The 20680-nt window shown below is 63.0% G+C and carries 16 protein-coding genes; 6 read left to right on the top strand and 10 right to left on the bottom strand.

Annotated features, from left to right (window positions below):
• Positions 1 to 5: 5 nt before the first annotated feature.
• Positions 6 to 4715: a hypothetical protein gene (locus tag JKP78_RS04485; protein WP_200626128.1), complete on the top strand. Its 4710-nt coding sequence runs from the start codon at positions 6 to 8 to the stop codon at positions 4713 to 4715.
• Positions 4716 to 5044: 329 nt separating this feature from the next.
• On the opposite strand, the gene JKP78_RS04480 is transcribed toward JKP78_RS04485, so the two are convergent.
• Together JKP78_RS04480 and metH are read right to left on the bottom strand one after the other, a co-directional pair.
• Positions 5045 to 5260, bottom strand: coding sequence for a DUF2970 domain-containing protein (locus tag JKP78_RS04480; RefSeq protein WP_170029270.1), 216 nt, complete (start codon positions 5258 to 5260; stop codon positions 5045 to 5047).
• A 160-nt stretch (positions 5261 to 5420) separates the two neighbouring features.
• Positions 5421 to 9128, bottom strand: a complete 3708-nt coding sequence (gene metH / locus JKP78_RS04475; protein ID WP_200626127.1) for a methionine synthase — start codon at positions 9126 to 9128, stop codon at positions 5421 to 5423.
• Positions 9129 to 9306: 178 nt separating this feature from the next.
• On the opposite strand from metH, the gene JKP78_RS04470 reads away from it, so the two are divergent.
• The 5 genes from JKP78_RS04470 to JKP78_RS04450 all read left to right on the top strand — a co-directional run bounded on the left by JKP78_RS04470 (position 9307) and on the right by JKP78_RS04450 (position 14804).
• Positions 9307 to 11607, top strand: a complete 2301-nt coding sequence (locus JKP78_RS04470) for a fatty acid cis/trans isomerase (RefSeq protein WP_186685050.1) — start codon at positions 9307 to 9309, stop codon at positions 11605 to 11607.
• Positions 11608 to 11712: 105 nt separating this feature from the next.
• The gene (locus JKP78_RS04465) at positions 11713 to 12747 is read left to right on the top strand and encodes an acyltransferase family protein (protein WP_170029272.1); all 1035 of its coding nucleotides are present in this window, start codon (positions 11713 to 11715) and stop codon (positions 12745 to 12747) included.
• 58 nt (positions 12748 to 12805) lie between these two features.
• Positions 12806 to 13390, top strand: coding sequence for a Fe-S biogenesis protein NfuA (gene nfuA, locus JKP78_RS04460; protein WP_003250416.1), 585 nt, complete (start codon positions 12806 to 12808; stop codon positions 13388 to 13390).
• Positions 13391 to 13712: 322 nt separating this feature from the next.
• Complete coding sequence (locus tag JKP78_RS04455; RefSeq protein WP_024086651.1) at positions 13713 to 14321, top strand: SCO family protein; 609 nt, start codon at positions 13713 to 13715, stop codon at positions 14319 to 14321.
• Entirely contained in the window at positions 14322 to 14804 is a 483-nt protein-coding gene (locus JKP78_RS04450; protein WP_186684518.1) for a copper chaperone PCu(A)C, read from the top strand.
• A gap of 39 nt (positions 14805 to 14843) precedes the next feature.
• Here the strand turns inward: JKP78_RS04450 and JKP78_RS04445 are convergent, their stop codons facing one another.
• The 8 genes from JKP78_RS04445 to JKP78_RS04410 form a co-directional block, all read right to left on the bottom strand.
• A complete protein-coding gene (locus JKP78_RS04445; RefSeq protein WP_003260451.1) occupies positions 14844 to 15071 on the bottom strand; it encodes a hypothetical protein in 228 nt (75 codons plus the stop codon).
• Positions 15072 to 15143: 72 nt separating this feature from the next.
• Positions 15144 to 15977 carry a helix-turn-helix transcriptional regulator gene (locus tag JKP78_RS04440; protein WP_186684519.1) on the bottom strand — a complete coding sequence of 278 codons (834 nt, stop codon included), beginning with the start codon at positions 15975 to 15977 and terminating at the stop codon, positions 15144 to 15146.
• Positions 15974 to 16288, bottom strand: coding sequence for an AzlD domain-containing protein (locus JKP78_RS04435; protein WP_170029275.1), 315 nt, complete (start codon positions 16286 to 16288; stop codon positions 15974 to 15976). Before JKP78_RS04435 ends, JKP78_RS04440 begins: the two co-directional genes overlap by 4 nt.
• A complete protein-coding gene (locus tag JKP78_RS04430) occupies positions 16285 to 16977 on the bottom strand; it encodes an AzlC family ABC transporter permease (protein WP_170029276.1) in 693 nt (230 codons plus the stop codon). Before JKP78_RS04430 ends, JKP78_RS04435 begins: the two co-directional genes overlap by 4 nt.
• Positions 16978 to 17213: 236 nt before the next feature.
• A complete protein-coding gene (locus JKP78_RS04425; protein ID WP_186684520.1) occupies positions 17214 to 17909 on the bottom strand; it encodes a sel1 repeat family protein in 696 nt (231 codons plus the stop codon).
• A gap of 138 nt (positions 17910 to 18047) precedes the next feature.
• The gene (locus tag JKP78_RS04420; RefSeq protein WP_186684522.1) at positions 18048 to 19133 is read right to left on the bottom strand and encodes a hypothetical protein; all 1086 of its coding nucleotides are present in this window, start codon (positions 19131 to 19133) and stop codon (positions 18048 to 18050) included.
• 38 nt (positions 19134 to 19171) lie between these two features.
• Positions 19172 to 19798, bottom strand: coding sequence for a LysE family translocator (locus JKP78_RS04415; RefSeq protein WP_170029279.1), 627 nt, complete (start codon positions 19796 to 19798; stop codon positions 19172 to 19174).
• Between the two features lie 2 nt (positions 19799 to 19800).
• Positions 19801 to 20589 (bottom strand): YqcI/YcgG family protein, encoded by a 789-nt coding sequence (locus tag JKP78_RS04410; RefSeq protein WP_186684524.1) that lies wholly within the window; start codon positions 20587 to 20589, stop codon positions 19801 to 19803.
• Positions 20590 to 20680: the final 91 nt, after the last annotated feature.

The following is a 20680-nucleotide window of genomic DNA, read 5'->3' as shown; positions in this document are numbered from 1 at the left end:
TTGTCATGTCAGATCTGCCTGTTGCCAACACTATGAGCCCCGCTGAGGTTGAGCCGATCATCACCCTCTACCCCAGTGGTCATGAACCCATTCTGCTGACAGCTGATGAGCGCAACGCAGCTGACCTGATGGCCAAGGCCGTGGGGGCTATCGAGCGGTTCTACGGGCGGTTGAACAAAGCGCAGCGCGCTCGCCTTGACGCTTTGTATGCTACGCCCCGGGTGGCTACCGATGGGCTCATCAAGATTGTTCAGGACGTCAAGGCGCAAGCCAGTGCTTACCTCACTTCGCTGTGTGGGCGTGATGTACAGGTGGATGATGTGTGCATTCATACCGCCCGTGCGCAACAACCTGCGGTCAGCGAGCCGCTTTGGGCCTGGCTCTCCCGGGGCACGCCTGTCCAGCTTGCGCAGCCCCGCCTGACCCGGGATGCCAATGATTTTGTCGACAACAGCTGGCTGACGCTCAACGGCGATGCTGTTGCCAAGCTGGATGGCAATCTGCTGACGGTCGATGAAATTGTCAGCATGGGGCGTGAGCTGGACATAGGAGAAGCGATAGCTAGCCGATGCGATGCCTGGCTGCTTCAGCAACAGGTCGCTTCGACGATCAGGGGTGAAGCGAATGCCAACTTCGAGATCTCGTTGCTCAACGCCCTGAAAGAGGGGGCGATTACTGCTGAGCAGTACCGGCAACTGCAAGTCAGTGCCAGCGGCCTACCGATAATGGGCCAGTTGCAGCATGAAGGCAACTTCATGTTGAGGGTAGAAAGGCATGACCTGCCAGTGTTTGCGTTGAAGACCGCCAGCGGCATTTACATTTACGCCAGTGGCTTGCCCGAGGGCAGGCTTTTCCTAGCGGATGCCGCGCAAGGCTTCACGGCGATGCAGGTGTTTACCAAAGCGTTTCGAAGCGACTTATGGGCTACTCGACGCGGGCGCTCGGGGTGGTCATGGTCGCTGCTCTCGCCCTCGGCGCAGCTGACGGTCAGCGCGAGAATGCCCCAACCATTGCCATACAGTGATACCTATCCTGCAACCGCGTATTGGGCCAACGGCGCCGGCATATACGCAAGCAAGGCGGATTATGAGCGTGGAGCGAGTGAGGTACGCTTCACTGCAGCATTTCCGTTGTCGCGGATCTCGGTTGCCAGCAAATTGGCAAGCACTTATGCCGCGTTGCTGGTGGGGCAGGTCAAGGAGCATTTCACGCCCAACAAGAACAGTAGCCTGGAGCATGCCCTGCGCATCGGTGCCGAGGTGCTTGCCTTCATCCTGGAGGTCGTCTTGATCGCGGTTCCGGGCAAAGTGAAGTTCCCTGGCAGGGCCTTGCTGTTCAAGGTCATGTTTGCCAAGCAACTGGCGGTTGACCTGCCTCAGAGCCTGGTGCAATCGAAATGGGATGAGGCGGCAGAAGTGCTCGTGGACTTTTTCGAGACCGTGCTGGAAATGCAGCTCCTCGGGAAGGCTGGCAGGCTGGTCAGATCGAGGCTCGATCAGCTCAATCGAGCCCTTTTGCCTGGGCGTGCTCGTCCTTCTGTTGAGCCTGATGGCGTCAGTGTGTCATCCGCTACTGCGGCACTGCGCTTGCGCAGCATGTTGCCGCCGGCGCTGCAAACCTTGGGGGATGAGAGCATGGCCTTGTTGCTGAGCCACGCGCGGGTCGGCAACAAGGCTTTGAATGCCATGTGGCAGGGAAAGGCACCGATGGACATGGCGCTCGCTGCCGCAGCCAGTGAGGTGATGACCCGTGAGTTGACAGGGCAGACGGTATCGCTGCTGGGCGGTCCGCGTTATCGGCAATTGCCAGAAACCGTGGAATGGCCGGTGGTGGCTTGGCTTGCGCAACGCCTGGATATTCGTCTCAGCGTCGAGGACGCCGAGGGTCACCCACTCAGGGTATTTGAGCCGGAAGGCGCGACCGCGGACGGCCAAAGCGCAGTGCGGCGTGAAGTCGTTCTGACCCGCCATGGCAGGTGGCATTACGGTACCGGCCAGGACAACCGCAATGACGAAACCGTCGACTCGCTGTTCTTCTATGTGCAAGAACCCAGTGGGCCCGCTCAGCTCAGCGACAGACGCGGTGAGGTGGCTGCGCGTTTGAAGGAAGATGCGGCAACGCAGTTCAAACGACCACAGCAAGCCTACCTTTTGCAGCGGGCCATTCACCATGACACCCGAACGCGCACCAGTGTACCCAAGGGGGAAGGCACTTTGCTGGCAGTGTCGATAGAGGGCAGCCGTAACCTCCCGGAGGGGCGGCTGTCGGGTAGCGCCGCACGCAGCGTCAGCGCACACTGCGAGCGCTGTGTTGCGCAGCCAGGAAGCCCAGCAAACCTGGCCAAGGCCAGGCACCAGGCGGACCTTGCCGCGTTGGCCGGCGCACCAGGGCCCGCTGGGTTGCAATCTTTGACTCAGAGTGCTGAATCGCTGTACCTGGGCGGGCTGCTGCGCCTGTTCATTGACCGTGGCCTTGGGCAGCGTGTTGCGCTGAGGGTGGTTGACGGTGGCAGAACCGTCGCGGCCTGGGGGCACGAGCAGGCATCGCAGGTGCTGGTCCTGCAGCGCCAGGGTGAAGAGGGCGCCTATGTATACAGGGGGGAACTCGTCGGTGCGGACATTGTGACGCCGGCCAAGGATACCCCGGCGCCGCTGAGCGATGTGCTGCTGCGAATCATGGATGACAGTGTTCGTGAACGCCTTGATGTCAACATCGGTGATGCGCAGGCACTGAACCGGGCCGTGATGGACAAAGTACTGTCCGGCGCGGAGAACGCGCCTGCGCAAGGTAGCCTCAAAGGCGTGGATGCGCGCCGCGATCCGGAGCTGGGCACGTGGCTGCAGGCCGTGACACTGAACGGGGTGCCGGGAGCCGACGGGCTGACCCGGGAAGGCAGCAAGACCTGGCTGCCATGGGCAGCAGGGGCGCTTGAGTTGCGGCAGGAAGGCCCTGCATGGCGAGTGCAGGGGCCGGGTGCGCTGCACGGGCCGCTGTTGCTCTGTAGCTACGGTGAATGGCGCCGTTTGCAGGAACCTGTGGAAGCTGTCGCGGGGTTGGTTGACGGCCCGGTACAAGGCGCTGCCGTGTCAGCCAGGTTGTCAGCGATGCACGTCCGAGACCCGTTGGCGCGTATCTACCATGACGACAATGCTGCAGGCACCGGAGGCGGCGCGAGCTACATCGCCTTCCGTGGGCTGAATACCACGTTCTACCGGATCAAACCCGCTGAGCCGGGGGCGCTGGAAGTAGAGGTGGTCCGGCCTGGTGGTACCGGCGGTGGTGTATGGCTGCATCGACTGCCGTCGGGCATATGGCAACCTGCGCGCACCTTGCCAGGAGGTATGGACAATGGTGATGAGCTGCCATGGCGGCCATGGCCCAGGCCCGGGGCGCAGCAGCTTCCCCGTACGCTGGGTTTGCTTGGCTCAGTGCACGAGAATACCTTCAGTCTCGCTGGCGGCACCCATAAGTCGACCAACCCGTTCTACCCCTTCGTAAGGCCCTTCAATCGCCGTGCAGATTTTGCCAGGCGCCTCGCCAGTGCTCCGGCCAGGGTGCGGGAGAGCACCGACAGCACCAATATCGCCGCCAAAGTGGCATTGTTTCACCACGATTGGCAGTTGCCGGTGGATATCACAGCGTTACGTTTCTTTCGTATGCCGGGGGAAATCACCTCTGAAGCCAAGCAGATCAACGGGGCGCTGATCGCCGACCTGATCACGGCCCGGCAAGCGGGGCAGCCGCTGATCACGCGGCTGTTGGAGCCGATGTCCGGGAGCGGTTTTTACAGTAGCTTTGTCCGCGCAGCGGGGTTTCGCGGCGAAATAAGGGTCAACGATATCAACCCGTTGGTTAGCCTGGCGCAGGCTGAAATCGCTCGGCAGCCAGATCGGGTCAAGCACCACATCAATGCCATCAAACAGGCACTGGTGGACCTTTGGCAGGTCGATAACCCTGACTTCGTATTTGACCCGCAAACGTTGAAAATCCAGTTTCCCAATGGCGACGCCGCACGCGACTTTGTCAACTCTCCACGGGTCAGGCGTTATCGAGACGATGTGCGGCACTATTTCTATTCAACAGTTGAAACACAGTACAAATTGATCGACGGAGGTATCGTGGTCTCACCCGATTCCTCGTTCCTGGCAGACCCGGTAAACGGCGAAGCGGAGGCAAGGGCCTATATCGCCGCCGCGTTCTATATCATGCAAAACAACTCTACCCGGCATCGGGCGCCTGTGCAGGTCAATGAGCTGGGTCGTCTTGATCTACCGATGGCAATTGTCGTCCGGGATGGGAACGGCGGTACAGTGTTGTTGCTGGGCAGTGGCTTGGCGAACCTCGATGGCCTGAACTACCTGAGCTACCTCCACAACGGTGAGCGGGGGCCTACGTCCTTTTCTCGAACGGACGGCTGGAGTCTGTTCAGGGTTACCGAGGGCGAAAGCAACCTGGGGGACTTGGCCATACTCAGCGGACACTTCAGCGATGTCCACCTGGATGAGGTGCAGTTCATCAGGAAGGTCGAGGAGCATGTCATGCCGTTTGTTCGTAATCGGGGTCGGGTCATCATTACCAATGCCTATTCCCCTTATAAAGAACGCGCTTTCCTTGCCTTGGGTTTGCGGGTATTCGTTCTGGAAAACAGGACCAATGGCTTCTTGCTGGTGATGAATGATGCCGTGGCCAGGGATGCTGGCCTGGCCAACGCATGATTGACCGTCCTGGTGCCACAGAGGTCATCCGTCGACAGTCGAACGACCCTGCTTGAGTGAAGGGCATTGCTCGTCTTAACTGCTGGTGGCGAAGTGCATTCCCATAACACTAACAAGAGGCAATGCAATGGGAAACTCAACCAAGGTCCGCAAAGCTGACAGCAGCGTCGATGCCTGGGCGATCCTCTGCCTGATCGTCCTTGTGGTGGTCACTGCCGTGTATTGGGTCAGTCACCAGTAGACTTGTCTTCAAGACCGTGATGCAGCCAGGCGCCTGCGGGAGGGAATCCCGCAGGCGCTTTATCGTGCCGGCGAAAGGACGCTAACGGCTAGCGGGCAAGGTGCAGGGCCAGTTGCACCAGGCCGATCAATACGGCGACGAACACCAGGGTGAACAGCGTCCCCAGCACAATGAAATGGCTGGCCTTGCCGTGGGTGAAGTCGCGGGCGCGGTTCTTGCCGCTTTGTACGCCGAAAGCGGCGGCGAGGATGCTGTGCAGCATCTGCCAGAAAGTTGGGGGTTTGCCCTGGCTGGAATCGTCCATGGTGGCTCCTGGGGAAATCAGAGGCAATCAGGGACAGTGTAGGTAGCTATTGAGGCTGCTGCGCAGTCCATCGCGACACAAGGCCGCTCCTGCAAGGATTGCATTTTCCTGTAGGCGCGGCCTTGTATCGCGCGATGGGCCGCAAGGCGGCCCAAAGGCCTTAGCTGTCGTAGCCGAGGTTGGGCGCCAACCAGCGCTCGCTCACGCTGATGTCCTGGCCTTTGCGCGCGCTGTAGTTCTCGATCTGGTCCCGGTCGACCTTGCCCACGGCAAAGTACTGCGCCTGCGGGTGGGCAAAGTACCAGCCACTGACCGCCGCCGCCGGGAACATCGCGAAGTGATCGGTAAGGAACACACCGCTGGGCCCGGTCTCGCCGATGGCGGTGCCATCGAGCAGGCGGAACAGGGTTTCCTTCTCGGTGTGGTCCGGGCAGGCCGGGTAGCCCGGTGCCGGGCGAATGCCGCGGTACTGCTCCTTGATCAGCGCCTCGTTGTCGAGGTGCTCGTCGCGGGCATAGCCCCAGTATTGCTTGCGTACCTGCTCGTGCAGCCATTCGGCGCAGGCTTCGGCCAAGCGGTCAGCCAGGGCCTTGACCATGATCGAGCTGTAGTCGTCACCCTTGTCCTGATAGGCCTTGGCCACTTCCTCGGCACCGATGCCGGCGGTGGTGATGAAACCACCGACATAATCGGTGATGCCGCTGGCCTTCGGCGCGACGAAGTCGGCCAGCGACCAGTTGGGCTTGCCGTCCGGCTTGATGGTCTGTTGGCGCAGGTGATGCAGGGTGGCCAGGGCCTGGCCATTGTCGCCGTACACCTCGATATCATCATCGGCCACCTGGTTGGCCGGCCAGAAGCCGAACACCGCGCGGGCGCTGATGAGCTTTTCGTCGATCAGCTTGTCGAGCATCTCGCGCGCATCCTGGTACAGCGCCGTGGCAGCCTCGCCCACCACCTCGTCGGTGAGGATGCGCGGGAACTTGCCGGCCAGGTCCCAGGAAATGAAGAACGGCGTCCAGTCGATGTATTCGGCCAGGGTGCGCAGGTCGATGTTCTCCAGCACCTTGACGCCGGTGAAGGAGGGCACTGCCGGTTGGTAGCTGGCCCAGTCGTACTGCGGCTTGGCTGCAATGGCCTGGGCGTAGCTCAGGCGTTCGGTGCGGGCACTGCGGTTGGCCGTGCGCTCGCGCACTTGCTCGTATTCCTCGCGGGTCTTCTCGACGAAGCCCGCTTTCAGCTCCTTGGACAGCAACTGGGTAGCCACGCCCACGGCACGCGAGGCGTCGGTGACATAGACCACGGCGTCGTTGCTGTACTTGGGTTCGATCTTGACGGCGGTGTGCGCCTTGGAGGTGGTGGCACCACCGATCATCAACGGCAGGTTGAAGCCCTGGCGCTGCATCTCGCGGGCCACGTGGACCATCTCGTCGAGTGACGGCGTGATCAGGCCGGACAGGCCGATGATGTCGCACTTCTGGTCGCGGGCGGTTTGCAGGATCTTCTCGGCCGGCACCATCACGCCCAGGTCGACGATGTCGTAGCCGTTGCAGCCCAGCACCACGCCGACGATGTTCTTGCCGATGTCGTGCACGTCACCTTTTACCGTGGCCATCAGGATCTTGCCCTTGGCTTCCGGCTTGTCGCCTTTCTCGGCTTCGATGAACGGAATCAGGTGGGCTACCGCCTGCTTCATCACGCGAGCCGACTTGACCACCTGCGGCAGGAACATCTTGCCCGCACCGAACAGGTCGCCGACCACGTTCATGCCGCTCATCAGCGGGCCTTCGATCACTTCGATGGGGCGCGCGCACTGCTGGCGGCATTCTTCGGTGTCTTCGACGATGAACGCCGTGATGCCCTTCACCAGCGCGTGCTCCAGGCGTTTTTCCACCGGCAGCGAGCGCCACTCTTCGTTTTCCACTTCACGGGTTGCGCCGCCGCCCTTGTAGTCGTCGGCGATGGCCAGCAGTGCGTCGGTGCCATGCGCGGTGCGGTTGAGCACGACGTCCTCGACCTTTTTCCGCAGCTCGGCAGGGATCTCGTCGTAGATCTCCAGCTGGCCGGCGTTGACGATACCCATGGTCAGGCCGTTCTGGATCGCGTGGTACAGGAACACCGAGTGGATCGCTTCGCGCACCGGGTTGTTGCCACGGAACGAGAACGACACGTTGGACACGCCGCCCGAACTCAGTGCGTACGGCAGGTGGTCGCGGATGTAGGCACAGGCCTCGATGAAATCGACGGCGTAGTTGTTGTGCTCCTCGATACCGGTGGCGACGGCGAAGATGTTCGGGTCGAAGATGATGTCTTCCGGCGGGAAGCCCACTTCGTTGACCAGGATGTCATAGCTGCGCTGGCAGATTTCCTTCTTGCGTGCGGCGGTGTCGGCCTGGCCGACCTCGTCGAACGCCATCACCACCACGGCGGCGCCATAGCGCTTGCACAGGCGGGCATGGTGCTTGAACTGCTCGACGCCTTCCTTCATGGAAATCGAGTTGACGATGCCCTTGCCCTGGATGCACTTCAGGCCGGCTTCGATCACTTCCCACTTGGACGAGTCGATCATGATCGGCACGCGCGAGATATCCGGCTCGCCAGCGATCAGGTTGAGGAAGCGGACCATGGCGGCCTGGGAATCGAGCATCCCTTCGTCCATGTTGATGTCGATCACCTGGGCACCGGCCTCGACCTGCTGCAGGGCGACTTCCAGGGCTTCGGTGTAGTTCTCCTCACGGATCAGCCGGGCAAACTTGGCCGAGCCGGTGATGTTGGTGCGCTCGCCGACGTTGACGAACAGCGACTGGCGGTCGATGGTGAACGGTTCCAGGCCCGACAGGCGGCAGGCCTTGGCGATTTGTGGAATCTTGCGCGGCGGGTACTTGGCCACCGCCTCGGCGATGGCCTGGATGTGCCCCGGCGTGGTACCACAGCAACCGCCGATGATGTTGAGGAAGCCGCTGGCGGCGAATTCCTCGACCACGGCGGCCATTTCTGCCGGGGTCTCGTCGTACTCGCCGAAGGCGTTCGGCAGGCCGGCATTGGGGTGGGCCGAGACGTGGGTGTCGGCCTTGGTCGCCAGCTCTTCCAGGTACGGGCGCAGGTCCTTGGCGCCAAGCGCGCAGTTCAGGCCAACGGAAATCGGCTTGGCATGGCGAACCGAGTTCCAGAACGCCTCGGTGGTCTGCCCTGACAGCGTGCGGCCGGAGGCGTCGGTGATGGTGCCGGAGATCATGATCGGCAGTTCGATGCCGTCTTCTTCGAACACCTGCTGCACGGCGAAGATCGCCGCCTTGGCGTTGAGGGTGTCGAAGATGGTCTCGATCAGCAACAGGTCAGCGCCGCCCTCGATCAGGCCGCGGGTGGCCTCGATGTAGTTGGCCACCAGTTCGTCGAAAGTGACGTTACGGTAGCCGGGGTCGTTGACGTCCGGGGAAATCGAGCAGGTGCGGCTGGTTGGTCCGAGTACGCCGGCGACGAAGCGCGGCTTGTCTGGGGTTTCCAGGGTCTTGGCATCGGCCACCTGGCGAGCTATGCGTGCGCCTTCGACGTTCAGCTCGTAGACCAGCGATTCCATGCCGTAATCGGCCTGGGAAATTTGCGTGGCGTTGAAGGTGTTGGTTTCGAGGATATCGGCCCCGGCATCCAGGTAGGCCTTCTCGATGGCTGCGATCACATCGGGGCGGCTGAGCAGCAGCAGGTCGTTGTTACCTTTGACATCGCTTGGCCAATCAGCGAAACGCGTGCCACGATAGTCGTGTTCCTCCAGCCGGTAGCTTTGGATCATAGTACCCATGCCGCCGTCGAGGATCAGGATGCGCTGCTGGAGTGCGTTCTGGAGTGCTTGGAGACGAGCGCTACGGTCGGACATAGGAACTACCTGGTCGGGCAAATTTCAGAAGGTGCCGAATCATAACAAAGCTGCGCGGTTTTTAGGCATGTCGCCCATTTGCATGAAAACTGCTCATGTTGGCGGGCGTCTGCAAGCGGTGCATCCAAGGACGACCAGGCAAAACGTGATGGCTTTCAACACCCAGGACTTTCCGCACATGGTGCATCGTATCCTTGCCGCCGCTTGCGCGCTGTTGATCAGCAGCGTGGCGTTCGGGCAAGCCCCCCAATCGAGCCCGGCTATCTCCTATACCCGGGACATCCAACCGATCTTCACCGAGAAATGCGTGGCCTGCCACGCCTGCAACGACGCCGCCTGCCAGCTGAAGCTGGAAAGCCCCGAGGGCGCGGTGCGCGGGGCGAGCAAGGTCCCGGTGTACCAGGGCGACCGCAGCAAGGCGGTGCCCACCACGCGGCTGTTCTACGATGCCCACAGCGAGGGCGAGTGGCGCAAGAAGGGTTTCTACTCGGTGCTCGACAGCCAGGGCAGCCAGGCTGCGCTGATGGCGCGCATGCTCGAACTGGGCCACAAGACCCCGCTTACGCCCAATGCCAAGCTGCCCGAGGACATCGTCCTGGGCCTCAACCGCGAGAACATGTGCCCCTTGCCCCACGAGTTCGACGCCTATGCCGGTGCCCACCCCAGGGAGGGCATGCCACTGGCGGTAACCGGGCTGACCGACAAGGAGTACGACACCCTGCGCCGCTGGCTGGCCGCCGGGGCGCCGGTCGAGTACCAGCCAATCAAGCCAAGCGCGATCGAAGCCACGCAGATCGCCGAATGGGAAGAGCTGCTCAACCGCCCCGGTTCCACCGAGGCGCTGGTCGGCCGTTGGCTGTACGAGCACCTGTTCCTGGCCCATATCTACTTCGCCGGCGGCGAGCAGGGCCACTTCTTCCAGTGGGTGCGCTCGCGCACACCGAGCGGGCAGCCGGTCGACCTGATCGCCACGCGCCGCCCCAACGACCCGCCGGGCACCGACTTCTATTACCGCCTGATCCCGGTGCAGGGCGTAATCGTGCACAAGACTCACATCACCTACCCGATGGGGCCGCAGAAGCTCAAGCGGGTCAAGCAACTGTTCTACGCCGGCGACTGGCATGCCACCGCGCTGCCAGGCTACGGGCCGCGCCACCGGGCCAACCCGTTCGAAACCTTCGAGGCGATCCCGGCGGTGGCGCGCTACCAGTTCATGCTGGATAACGCCGAGTATTTCGTGCGGACCTTCATCCGCGGCCCGGTATGCCGTGGCCAGATCGCCACCGATGTGATCCGCGACAACTTCTGGGCGTTGTTCCAGGAGCCGGCCCATGACCGCTACATCACCGATGCCCAGTACCGGGGCGAGGCCACGCCGCTACTGGCCATGCCTGGGCAGATCGATGACGTGGGCAGTGTGCTGAGCCTGTGGCACGCTTACCGCGACAAGCGCAACGAGTACGAGAAGCTGCGCCGCGAAGCCTATGCCGACATGCCGGCGCCGGGCTGGGCGACGTTGTGGGCCGGCAACGACAATGCGCTGCTGAGTATCTTCCGCCACTTCGACAGCGCCTCGGTGACCAAGGGCCTGGTCGGCGATGTACCGCTGACCGTGTGGCTGTTCGACTACCCACTGTTCGAACGTACCTATTACCAGTTGGCGGTCAACTTCGACGTGTTCGGCAATGTTTCGCACCAGTTGCAGACGCGCCTGTACTTCGACCTGATCCGTAACGGTGCCGAAGTCAACTTCCTGCGCCTGATGCCGGCCGACCAGCGCAAGGCGATCCTCGGCGATTGGTACCAGACCAGTGGCAAGGTGAAGATGTGGATGGACTACGAGGACATCGACACCGACACCCCAAGCGGCATCAAACTCGACCCGCGCGACCCCAAGCGTGACTTCGGCCTGAAACTGTTGCAGCGCACCGGCAGCCTGAATGCCGCGCCCGACCCGATCAACCGCTGCCAGGGCGCGTACTGCTCGCGGCCGCAGATGAGCGCAGAGTTCCGTGATGTCGAGCAGTCGCTCAGCCGCCTGGTGTCGCGCCCGGCTGCCGGGCTGAAGGTGATCAACCAGCTGCCCGAGGCGACCATGCTGCGCATCGAAGGGGCGGGTGGCCAGCGTCAGGTGTACAGCCTGCTGCGCAACCGCGCGCACAGCAACGTGGCTTTCCTGCTGGGAGAGGCATACCGCTACCAGCCAGGGCTGGATACCCTGACCCTGTACCCGGGCGTGCTCAGCAGCTACCCGAACTTCATCTTCAACATTCCGGCCGCAGATGTGCCGGAGTTCGTCGAGGACATGGAGTACGCCAAGGATGATACCGCCCGCTTCGAGCGTATCGTCATGCGCTGGGGTGTGCGCCGCAGCCACCCCGAGTTCTGGCGCTACTTCCATGACCTGAACAGCTTCATCAAGGAAACCGAGCCGGTCGAGGCGGGCGTGCTGGACATGAACCGCTACGAGAACCTCTGATCGGGCGGGATGACCTTTCCGCATACCCTGCGGTCGGAAGCGCTGGGTGGCCGGGCTGCCATGCAGCCCAAAGGCCTCAATGCACCGGCAAGCGCAGGGTATTTCATGCTGTATTCGCTTCAGGCACTGCGGGCGTTCGCCGCCTGGGTGGTGGTCTGCCACCATTTCATGCAGATCTTCTTCGACTTCCATGCCACTGGCCCCATCGGCCAACTGCTGACCGACCGTGGCGCTGTAGGCGTCGATATCTTCTTCGTCATCAGCGGCCTGGTCATCTACCTGTCGACCCGTGACAAAACCATCGAACCTCGCCAGTTCCTGCTCAACCGCGTGCTGCGCATCGTTCCGGCCTACTGGTTCTATACAGCGCTGATGGCCACGCTGCTGCTCGCTTTCAGTCAATGGATGCCGCACCAGGCGTTCACCTGGCAGCACCTGTGGCTGTCGCTGTTGTTCATCCCGGCGGAAAACCCTGGCGGCTACGGCTTGTACCCGACCCTGAACGTGGGCTGGACGCTGAACTTCGAGATGTTCTTCTACTTGCTGTTCGGCCTGGCCTTCCTGGTGCGCCAGCGTCATCACCAACTGCTGGCTACCGCCGCGCTGCTGCTGGCCAGTGAAGTGCTGGGCCGGCTGGGCGTGCTCAGCCGTTTCTACAACAACCCCATCATCTACGAATTCCTGCTCGGCATCGGCCTGGGCGTGCTGCACCGCAGCGGGCTGATCCGCCATGCCCGCTGGTTGCCGTTGGTGTTGTTGGCGTTGGCGAGCCTGGCCATCTATTACCTGGACGCTTCGCGGCGGCTGCTCAACTGGGGCGTGCCGAGCGCAATGATCGTGCTGGCCTTCGTCGCCCTGGAGCCGCAGTTCCGTGGCAACCGGCTGCTCAAGGCCCTGGGCGACTGTTCGTATTCGGTGTACCTGGTCCATGTGCTGGTGCTGTACGCCGGCTGGTTCGCCAGCCAGCGCCTGCAACTGAACCCGTACCTGGTATTCGCCCTGTGCGTGCCGTCCATTGGACTAATGTCGTGGTTCAGCTACCGCTGGCTGGAGCGCGGCCTGTACCGGCGCCTGCAGGCCTGGTTGGCGGCGCCACGGGAGCCAGCCCCTGAATATGCGCTTTCCCGAGTCAAATACTAGGACTTTGTTCGAAGGCCGGGTTGGCGTACACTTGGCCGCAAGTCTGTGAGGAACCTACATGAGCGCTATAACCATTACCGACGCCGCCCATGACTACCTGGCCGATCTGCTTTCCAAGCAGAATACGCCTGGCATCGGCATTCGCATTTTCATTACCCAGCCAGGCACCCAGTACGCCGAAACCTGCATCGCCTACTGCAAGCCGGGCGAAGAAAAGCCTGACGACACCGCCGTGGGCCTGAAGAGTTTCACCGCTTACCTGGATGCCGTCAGCGTGCCGTTCCTGGAAGACGCGCTGGTCGACTACGCCACTGACCGCATGGGTGGCCAGCTGACCATCAAGGCGCCGAACGCCAAGGTGCCGATGGTCAACGAAGACAGCCCGATCAACGAGCGCATCAACTACTACCTGCAGACCGAGATCAACCCTGGGCTGGCCAGCCATGGCGGCCAGGTGAGCCTGGTGGATGTGGTCGACGACGGCATCGCCGTGCTGCAGTTCGGGGGCGGTTGCCAAGGTTGTGGCCAGGCCGACGTAACCCTGAAGGAAGGCATCGAGCGCACGCTGCTCGAGCGCATTCCCGAGCTGAAGGGCGTACGCGACGTGACTGACCACAGCCAGAAAGAAAACGCCTACTACTAAGGCTGGCTGGTCTGCTTGTAGGAGCGGCCTTGTGTCGCGATGGGGCGCGAAGCGGCCCCAGGATCTTGGCATCGCCGCTGAGATTGCAGGGGCCGCTACGCGCCCCATCGCGACACAAGGCCGCTCCTACAAAATCGCGCTCCTAGCAACAAAGTGTTACGGTTTCAAGCCCTGCGACAACAGGCCGCAGCCCGTATTCAAAGGGCTGCAGCCGACCATCGTCTTGCCCGGGTAGAACCCCTCGGGGTGTCATGCCAGAATGCCCCGGCTTTTCGTCCGGCCCGTCCCGAGGGTCGGCACCTTCCCTGTAAAGGACGGTTTCATGAATGATCTATATACCCGGCGCGCCGTTGTCGCCGGGATGGGCGTTCTCGGGCTTGGCCTGCTGGCAGGCTGCAGCCCGGCCCGGGGGCTCGAGTTCAAGTACGGCAAGAACATGAGCAACGAAATCCTTGGGCGCAAGTTCAGCCTCAAGGACACCCAGGGCAACGTGCGCACCCTGTCGAGTTTCTACGGCAGCATGCCGATGATCTTCTTCGGCTTTACCCAGTGCCCGGCGGTCTGCCCGACCACGCTGGCGCGCGCGGCACAGATCCGCAAGCTGCTCAGGGGCCGCGATCGCGATCTGTTCCAGGTGGTGCTGATTACCCTGGACCCGGAGCGCGACACGCCGGAAGTACTCGATGCCTACGTCAAGGCGTTCGACCCGTCGTTCACCGCGCTTACCGGCACCCCCGAGGAAATCGCCGCGGTAGCGAAGGAATTCAAGGTGTTCTACGAGAAGGTCCCGGCCGGGGATACCTATACCGTCTCGCACTCGTCCACCAGCTATGTCTACGATACCCGCGGCACGCTGCGCCTGAGCCTGGGCCATTCCCTGACCGCCCAGGAATGCGCCGAAGACCTGGTTACCCTGATGGAGATCTGCTGAATGTCGATGCAACCGTTCAAGCGCGGCCTGGCCGCCCTGGTCCTGATGGGCCTGGCCCTGCCAGCCCTGGCCCAGACCACCGTGAGCGATGCCTGGGTGCGTGCCAGTGTGCCGCACCAGCAGTCCACCGGTGCCTTCATGACCCTGACCGCCAGCAGCGACAGCAAGCTGGTGGGTGTGGCGTCCAAGGTGGCCAAGACCGTCCAGGTGCACGAGATGACCATGAATGGCGACGTGATGGGCATGCGAGAGGTGAAAACCGTCGAGTTGCCTGCCGGCAAAGCCGTGACGCTGGATCCGAATGGCCTGCACGTGATGCTGATGGGGCTGCACAATCAAGTGAAGGAAGGTGACAAGGTGCCGCTGACCTTGACCATCGAGGATGCCAAGGGAGCCAGGGAAACCGTGGACGTGCAGGCTGAAGTGCGCGCGCTCAGCGCCGAGGCGGGTGCGGGGCATGAGCACATGCACATGAACCACTGACAGATGTGAAACAGGGCCGCACAGCGGCCCTGATCTTTTCTAGCTGCGAAACTTGGGCAGCGGCCTGTCGAGCGTCAGCGAGGTCAGGGTCTTGCGTACCTGGGCCTCGTCAGCCTCCAGGGCCTTGAGGCTCGCGCGGATCTTGCCGGCGGCGGGCACATCGCCCTGCCGGTCGATCCAGTCGGCAATCTCCTTGCAGGCGCTGCTCAGGCAGGCTTGGCGCTGGTTCATCAGCGACAGCAGGGTGGTGAGCTCTCTTTCGGACATGGCAGGATCCTCCGTTCAGCCCTGTCAGTGTAGCAGTGGCTGGCGGGAACACCTGTGGCCGGCTGTCGCAGTTCAGGCCTGCAGGCAGGCGCTGCGGTAGGCCCCAGGAGTCACCCCATAGGCCTGCTTGAACTGCCGGCTCAGATGGCTTTGGTCGGCATAGCCCAGGTCGAATGCCACCTCCGAGGCTGCCCAGCCACGCTTGAGCAATTCCCGTGCCCGGGCCAGGCGGCGCTGCTTCAGCCAGGCATGGGGCGGCAGGCCGGTGGCCTGGCGGAACACCCGGGCGAAATGGAACGGTGACAGGTTGACTGCCGCCGCCAGCGCTTCCAGCGAGGGCGGGCCGGCCAGCTGGCTTTCCAGCAGTTCGCGGGCGCGGGCCACTGCCAGCGGTTCCTGGCCGGGGGCCGCAGGTTCGGCGCATTGCCCGTGGCGCTGCACCAGGGCCAGTACCGCCTGGCGCCAGGCTGTCTGTTGCTGCAGGGCACTGGCGCCTGCTTCGGACAGCTGGTGCAGTTGGCTGAAGGCACTGGCCAGGGCCGGGTCGTGGATCACGCTGTCCTTGAAGCGGGGCATGCCGTGGCGGCCCAGTTCCAGTTCGTCGAGCACCCCGGTTACCCGCTCGTGCTCTGGGTAGAAGCCGCGGTAGCGCCAGCCCGCTTCGTGGGCGGTGGCACCGGTGTGCAGCTCGTCCGGGTTGATCAGCACCATGCTGCCGACCGGTGCCAGGTGCTCGCTGCCGCGGTGCCAGAAACGCTGGGCGCCCGACTCGATCACGGTGAACACATAGCCTTCATGCACATGCGGGGCGAAGCGTTGCTGGAAATAGCGTGCGTGCAGCATTTCCACGTCGCCCAGTGCCGGCGCCTGCCACAGGTGTGTCTGTTCGCGCAGGGGCGTGCTCATGCCAGCCAGCTGCGCAGGAGGTAGAAGATCAACATGCTTGCCAGCATGCTCAGCAACACGCTGCGGGTCAACAACACCAGGGCGATGGCCACCAGCGAGCCCAGCAGGTAGGGGTTGAGCAGGCTCAGGTTGAGTTGCTGCCCGGGCATGAAGATGATTGGGGCACAGATTGCGGTAAGCATGCCCGGAACGGCAAAGCCGAGGAATTGCCGGGCGTTGGAGCTCAGGCGCAACGGCAGGCGTGGCTCCAGGAACGCATAGCGGTTGAGGAACACGATGGCGCCCATGGCGAAAATAAGGATCCAGATCATGCTCGGGCTCCGGCGAATTTCTGGCAGATGAAACCGGCACTCATGCCCAACAGGCCTGCGGCTACCAGGGCGGTTTCCCAGTGCCAGTGGCTGAACAGTACCGAGCAGAACAGTGACACGGCCACGCATACCACCGTTGCGAGGTTGCGCACCAATGGCGCGATCAGGGCGACGAAGGTAGCGACGATGGAAAAGTCCAGGCCGAACTGGTCCAGATGGGGAATGTTCTGGCCCAACAGGATGCCGGCCAGGGTAAACAGGTTCCAGGCGATATAGAACGTCAGGCCGACGCCCAGGGCATACCAGCGGTTGAATTGCTGCTGGTCGTACTGGCTGGTCAGGGCAAAGAACTCGTCGGTCAACAGGAAGCCCAGGCCCAGCCGCCAGCGCAACGGTTGGCGCGACAGCTGCGGGCGCATCGACAGGCCATACAGCAGGTGTTGCGAGGTCAGCAGCAGCGTGGTCAGCAGGATCGACGCCAGGTTGGCGCCGCCCTTGAGCATGCCGATGGCGACCAGTTGCGCAGCCCCGGCGAAGACAATGGCCGACAGCCCTTGCCCCTGCCAGGCGCTGAGGTTGGCCTCGATGGCCATGGAGCCGGCCAGCAGGCCCCAAGGGGCAACGGCCAACGACAGCGGCAGGCTGGCGATGGCACCGTGGAGGTAAGCTTGGCGTGCAATGTGGGGCATGATGGCTGCAGTGCATGTACAAGGTAGGCCAGCATGCCAGAAGGTGCGGGGCAATGGCTTGAACGATCTTGCTGGTCGATGCGGCTTCCTGTTTGCCGGTCGATGCGGTTCCTTGTAGGAGCGGCCTTGTGTCGCGATGGGGCGCGCAGCGGCCCTGGCAATCTCAGCGGCAACGCCGAAATCCTGGGCCGCTGCGCGCCCCATCGCGACACAAGGCCGCTCCTGCAAGGGCGCGCTCAGGGATGACTGGTCAGGTGCTGTTGCGCCGTCACGCAGCCGTTTATCTCGACGGCCTTCTGCAGCAGGCTCTGGCGCTGTTGCGGGTCGAGGTCGCCAAGCAGGCGGTACACCTCGGCCTGGTAGTCGCGCTGGCGTCCCCACTGCATTTCCAGCCCCTGTGGCTTGCTGCGGTTGCAGGCCAGGCGCGTGGCTGGCTGCGGATAGTAGGCGGCATACACCGTGGCCATGTTGGGGATGGCTTCCAGCGCGGCACGGTATTCGCTGCTGGCGTTGTAGGGCGGGCACCAGGTGGCAATGGCCGGTGCTGGAGCGGCAAAGCCCTGCTTGAGGCTGGCTTCAAGCAGCGGGCAGGCGGCATCCGGGATTTGCGCAGCGGGCAGGTAGGTCATGTAGTACAGCGCCAGCCGGTACTGTGCGACCGGGTGGCCCAGCTCCACCGACTTTTTCAGCAAGGCAACCGCGGTGGGCAACGTGTGGGCCATGGCCTGGCCCTGGCGGCTGAGTTCCGGGTCAGCGTCCATGGCCGTACGCAGCGTGCTGGCACTGTCATCGCGGCTGTCGGCCTGCTCCAGCAGTGGCAGTGCCTGGCGGTAGAGCAGGTCGGCGTGCGGGTCGATGCGTACCTCATGGGCCTGCGTGGCCAGCGGTATCAGGGCGATCAACAGGGGGGGCAAGCGAAGCATGCGGCTCACAGGCAGGCTCCACGGGATGCCAGGTACTGATGGACGGCTTCGATGTTCATGGCGGTCAAGCGTGCGCCTCGCGCAGATCGGAACGACGGCCTATTCTAGCCACCCAAGGGGCCTGGCCGGAAGAGCACCTGGCAACTGTCAGACGAGCTTGACGGGCGCGCCCTTGCGTTGCGCGTGTTTTTCCTGGGCCAGGCCAAGCTTGGCGGTGATCACCTTGGCCAGTGCATTGTTGCCCAGGTCGTTCAAATGCAGGCGGTCGATGAACAGGTCGGCGCCGAACACCGGTGAGCTGCTGAGCATGCAGTTCATGTCGTAGCAGGGGACCGGGTCGGCCTGTTGCTTGATACGGCGGAAGAAGGCCGAGTGCAACTGGCTGTCGAAGGCGCCGTCCAGCAGCCGGTCGAAATTTGCCGGTTGCCGCTCCAGCGCACCCAGCATGGTCTGCTCGCCAGCGGGAAGGCTATCCCGGCACCAGGGCAGCAACGGCTGCAGGATGAAGGTGAGCGTGGAGTGGCTGTCCGCCAGCAGACGGTCCCATTGCAGCAGGGTCCGGCCAATGTGGTCGGCGGCGCGGGCCATGCGTTTTTCCGGGGGCGACAGCGGCCAGCTGGCTGGCGCTTCGGCCGCAGGCGGCGCAACCAAGGCCTGGCTGATGCGCCGCCAGAGTGATGGCCGGCGGGGCGCAGCGGCAGGCTGCACGCCTTCGCTGAAGCTGTTGAGAAAGTCCTGGTAGGCCTTGGCGTGCTGCGGATCGTGCGGGTTGCCGAGGACTTCGCAGAGGGCTTCGTGGGCCAGGCTGTTGACGCCGCTGAGCACCACCACATGCCCCAGCTGGCCAAGGCGATGCTGGTGGGTGAGAAACAGCAGCAGCTCCTGGCTGGCGTTGAGCCCGCAACCGGCCAGGCTCAGCCAGACTTCGCCGGTAAGCATCGACAGCTGCGAAGCGACCGTGTGTTCATCGGAACTCGCGCCGATGCCCAGGGCGGTGGAGCCACCGACAAGCAGGTTGATGCGCGTCGCGCCACCGCGCTCGGCTGCGGAAAAGCGCTTGCCGGCGCAATGGCTGTAGCGCAGGCCCACGGCATCGGTGTTGATGGTGCCAGAGCGGTAGCCGCTTTCATGGATATGCGCAATGTGCGGGGCACGTCGGCTGCCCAGCAGCAGGAAGCGCTGGTAGTCCTGTTGCAACGCTGGAGGCGCCCGGTTCGGGTCTGTCGCTGTCATGGGTTCTCCTTCTGTTGCAACGGGCGCCTGCAGCCCGGTCAGGCTGCCAGTTCCCTGAGGTTGTACAGCAGGCCGCCGGCAGCGATCAGCAGCAGGGCGACGCCCGAGGCCAGGCTGATCAGGCGGTTGCTGCGCTGCGAGGCGATCTTGCCGATGGCGAAGATGTACAGGCTGAGTACGGCAAAGTCGATGGCCACCCACAGCAGCGACAGCACCACCATGCTCTTGCCGAATGACTCGGTGATCTGGATGAACTGCGGGAAGAAGGCGATGAAGAAGATAATGTCCTTGGGGTTGGAAATGCCCACCATGAAGCCTTGCAGCAGCCCGCCGCGGCCGGGCTTGGCCACCTCGGCCGGGGCCTCCGCTGCAGCGGCCCCCAGGGCTTCCCTCAGGGTGCCCACGGCGATGTAGCCGATGAACAGGCAGCCCAGCAGGCTCATGGCGCTCAGCCAGGTCTTGTCGATGGCGGCGCTGGTGAGGATGATCCAGGCGGCCGCGCCGATCAGCACCAGTGATGCCCAGTTGGTGCCGACGGCGGTGAACATGGCCTTGCGCGAGCCCGAGGCGGCCGCGGTGTTGACGATCAGTGCCACCACCGGGCCGGGGGTGGCGATCAGCAGCAGGACAGTGAGGGCGTAGGTAGCGGTGAGTGCGGTATTCACGGTCAGGTCTCGATCAGTAGGTCGGGTGTGGCCGAGTGTGCGGCATGGGCATGGAAGGGGCAGCGGGAGGGGTTGAGCGACCCGGCCTCCTGCAGTTGGTACTGCTTCCACTCGTAATTGTCGGCGTCGCCGAAGAAACCAAGGGTGTCGGGCATGACCCCGTCGTTGTAGTGGCGTACGCGTTCGCGAATGCGTTCGCGGATCCGCTGGCCACTTTCGGTATTGGCATTGGCCACTTCGTCGAAGTTGGCCCTGGGGTTGATGACGAAGGTGATGTGCGGCCCCAGGTTGCGGCTTTTCATCTGCTGGTGGCCGGGAAAATTCATGTTGATGAACAGCGGCATGCCGGCATAGCAGAACGACCAGGCGTTGTCTTCGGGATCGGTCGGCATGCCTTGCGGCCAAGGGTGCGGGTCGCGCGCGTGCACACCTCGCAACACTTTCCAGGCCAGCGCCTGTTGCTCGGCCAGGGTGTAGTCGGCAGCGGTTTCGAGGAATACCACCAGCGGGCTGCCGATACGCTGCTTGGTTGGGATCGGGGCGACCGTGCGTACGTAGTCGGCCAGGCCCTGGGCGATGTCATCGGCCAGTTGCTCGGCGCGGGCGAAGAGGATGTGGCAGGTAGCGCCGTTCACCGCCTTGCGGCCGAACAGGCAAGGGAACTCGGGGTTGGCAAGGACAGTGCGAAAATGTTCTATGGTTTTGTAGGTCCAGTGTTGCGTACAGCGGACATGTTCAGCGGCCAGCTCCAGCGCGTCCAGGCGATAGCAAGTTCCATAACCCGTAAACATGATTTCCCCAGGCGTTTATTAGATGATATTTCCAGTCATATGCAGGCAGGATCTTGGTTATCTTTATTATTTAGCTGCATTTTCCGAGACG

Origin of the sequence: Pseudomonas sp. LAM2023, assembly GCF_016620375.1 — a bacterium.
Classification (GTDB): domain Bacteria; phylum Pseudomonadota; class Gammaproteobacteria; order Pseudomonadales; family Pseudomonadaceae; genus Aquipseudomonas; species Aquipseudomonas anuradhapurensis.
This window is presented reverse-complemented; position numbering and strand designations above follow the sequence as displayed.

What these genes read in the sequence shown, in the direction of transcription:
- JKP78_RS04485 (WP_200626128.1), top strand. Translation starts at nt 6, where the DNA reads ATGTCAGATCTGCCTGTTGCCAACACTATGAGCCCCGCTGAGGTTGAG.
- JKP78_RS04480 (WP_170029270.1), bottom strand. Translation starts at nt 5,260, where the DNA reads ATGGACGATTCCAGCCAGGGCAAACCCCCAACTTTCTGGCAGATGCTG.
- metH (WP_200626127.1), bottom strand. Translation starts at nt 9,128, where the DNA reads ATGTCCGACCGTAGCGCTCGTCTCCAAGCACTCCAGAACGCACTCCAG.
- JKP78_RS04470 (WP_186685050.1), top strand. Translation starts at nt 9,307, where the DNA reads ATGGTGCATCGTATCCTTGCCGCCGCTTGCGCGCTGTTGATCAGCAGC.
- JKP78_RS04465 (WP_170029272.1), top strand. Translation starts at nt 11,713, where the DNA reads ATGCTGTATTCGCTTCAGGCACTGCGGGCGTTCGCCGCCTGGGTGGTG.
- nfuA (WP_003250416.1), top strand. Translation starts at nt 12,806, where the DNA reads ATGAGCGCTATAACCATTACCGACGCCGCCCATGACTACCTGGCCGAT.
- JKP78_RS04455 (WP_024086651.1), top strand. Translation starts at nt 13,713, where the DNA reads ATGAATGATCTATATACCCGGCGCGCCGTTGTCGCCGGGATGGGCGTT.
- JKP78_RS04450 (WP_186684518.1), top strand. Translation starts at nt 14,322, where the DNA reads ATGTCGATGCAACCGTTCAAGCGCGGCCTGGCCGCCCTGGTCCTGATG.
- JKP78_RS04445 (WP_003260451.1), bottom strand. Translation starts at nt 15,071, where the DNA reads ATGTCCGAAAGAGAGCTCACCACCCTGCTGTCGCTGATGAACCAGCGC.
- JKP78_RS04440 (WP_186684519.1), bottom strand. Translation starts at nt 15,977, where the DNA reads ATGAGCACGCCCCTGCGCGAACAGACACACCTGTGGCAGGCGCCGGCA.
- JKP78_RS04435 (WP_170029275.1), bottom strand. Translation starts at nt 16,288, where the DNA reads ATGATCTGGATCCTTATTTTCGCCATGGGCGCCATCGTGTTCCTCAAC.
- JKP78_RS04430 (WP_170029276.1), bottom strand. Translation starts at nt 16,977, where the DNA reads ATGCCCCACATTGCACGCCAAGCTTACCTCCACGGTGCCATCGCCAGC.
- JKP78_RS04420 (WP_186684522.1), bottom strand. Translation starts at nt 19,133, where the DNA reads ATGACAGCGACAGACCCGAACCGGGCGCCTCCAGCGTTGCAACAGGAC.
- JKP78_RS04410 (WP_186684524.1), bottom strand. Translation starts at nt 20,589, where the DNA reads ATGTTTACGGGTTATGGAACTTGCTATCGCCTGGACGCGCTGGAGCTG.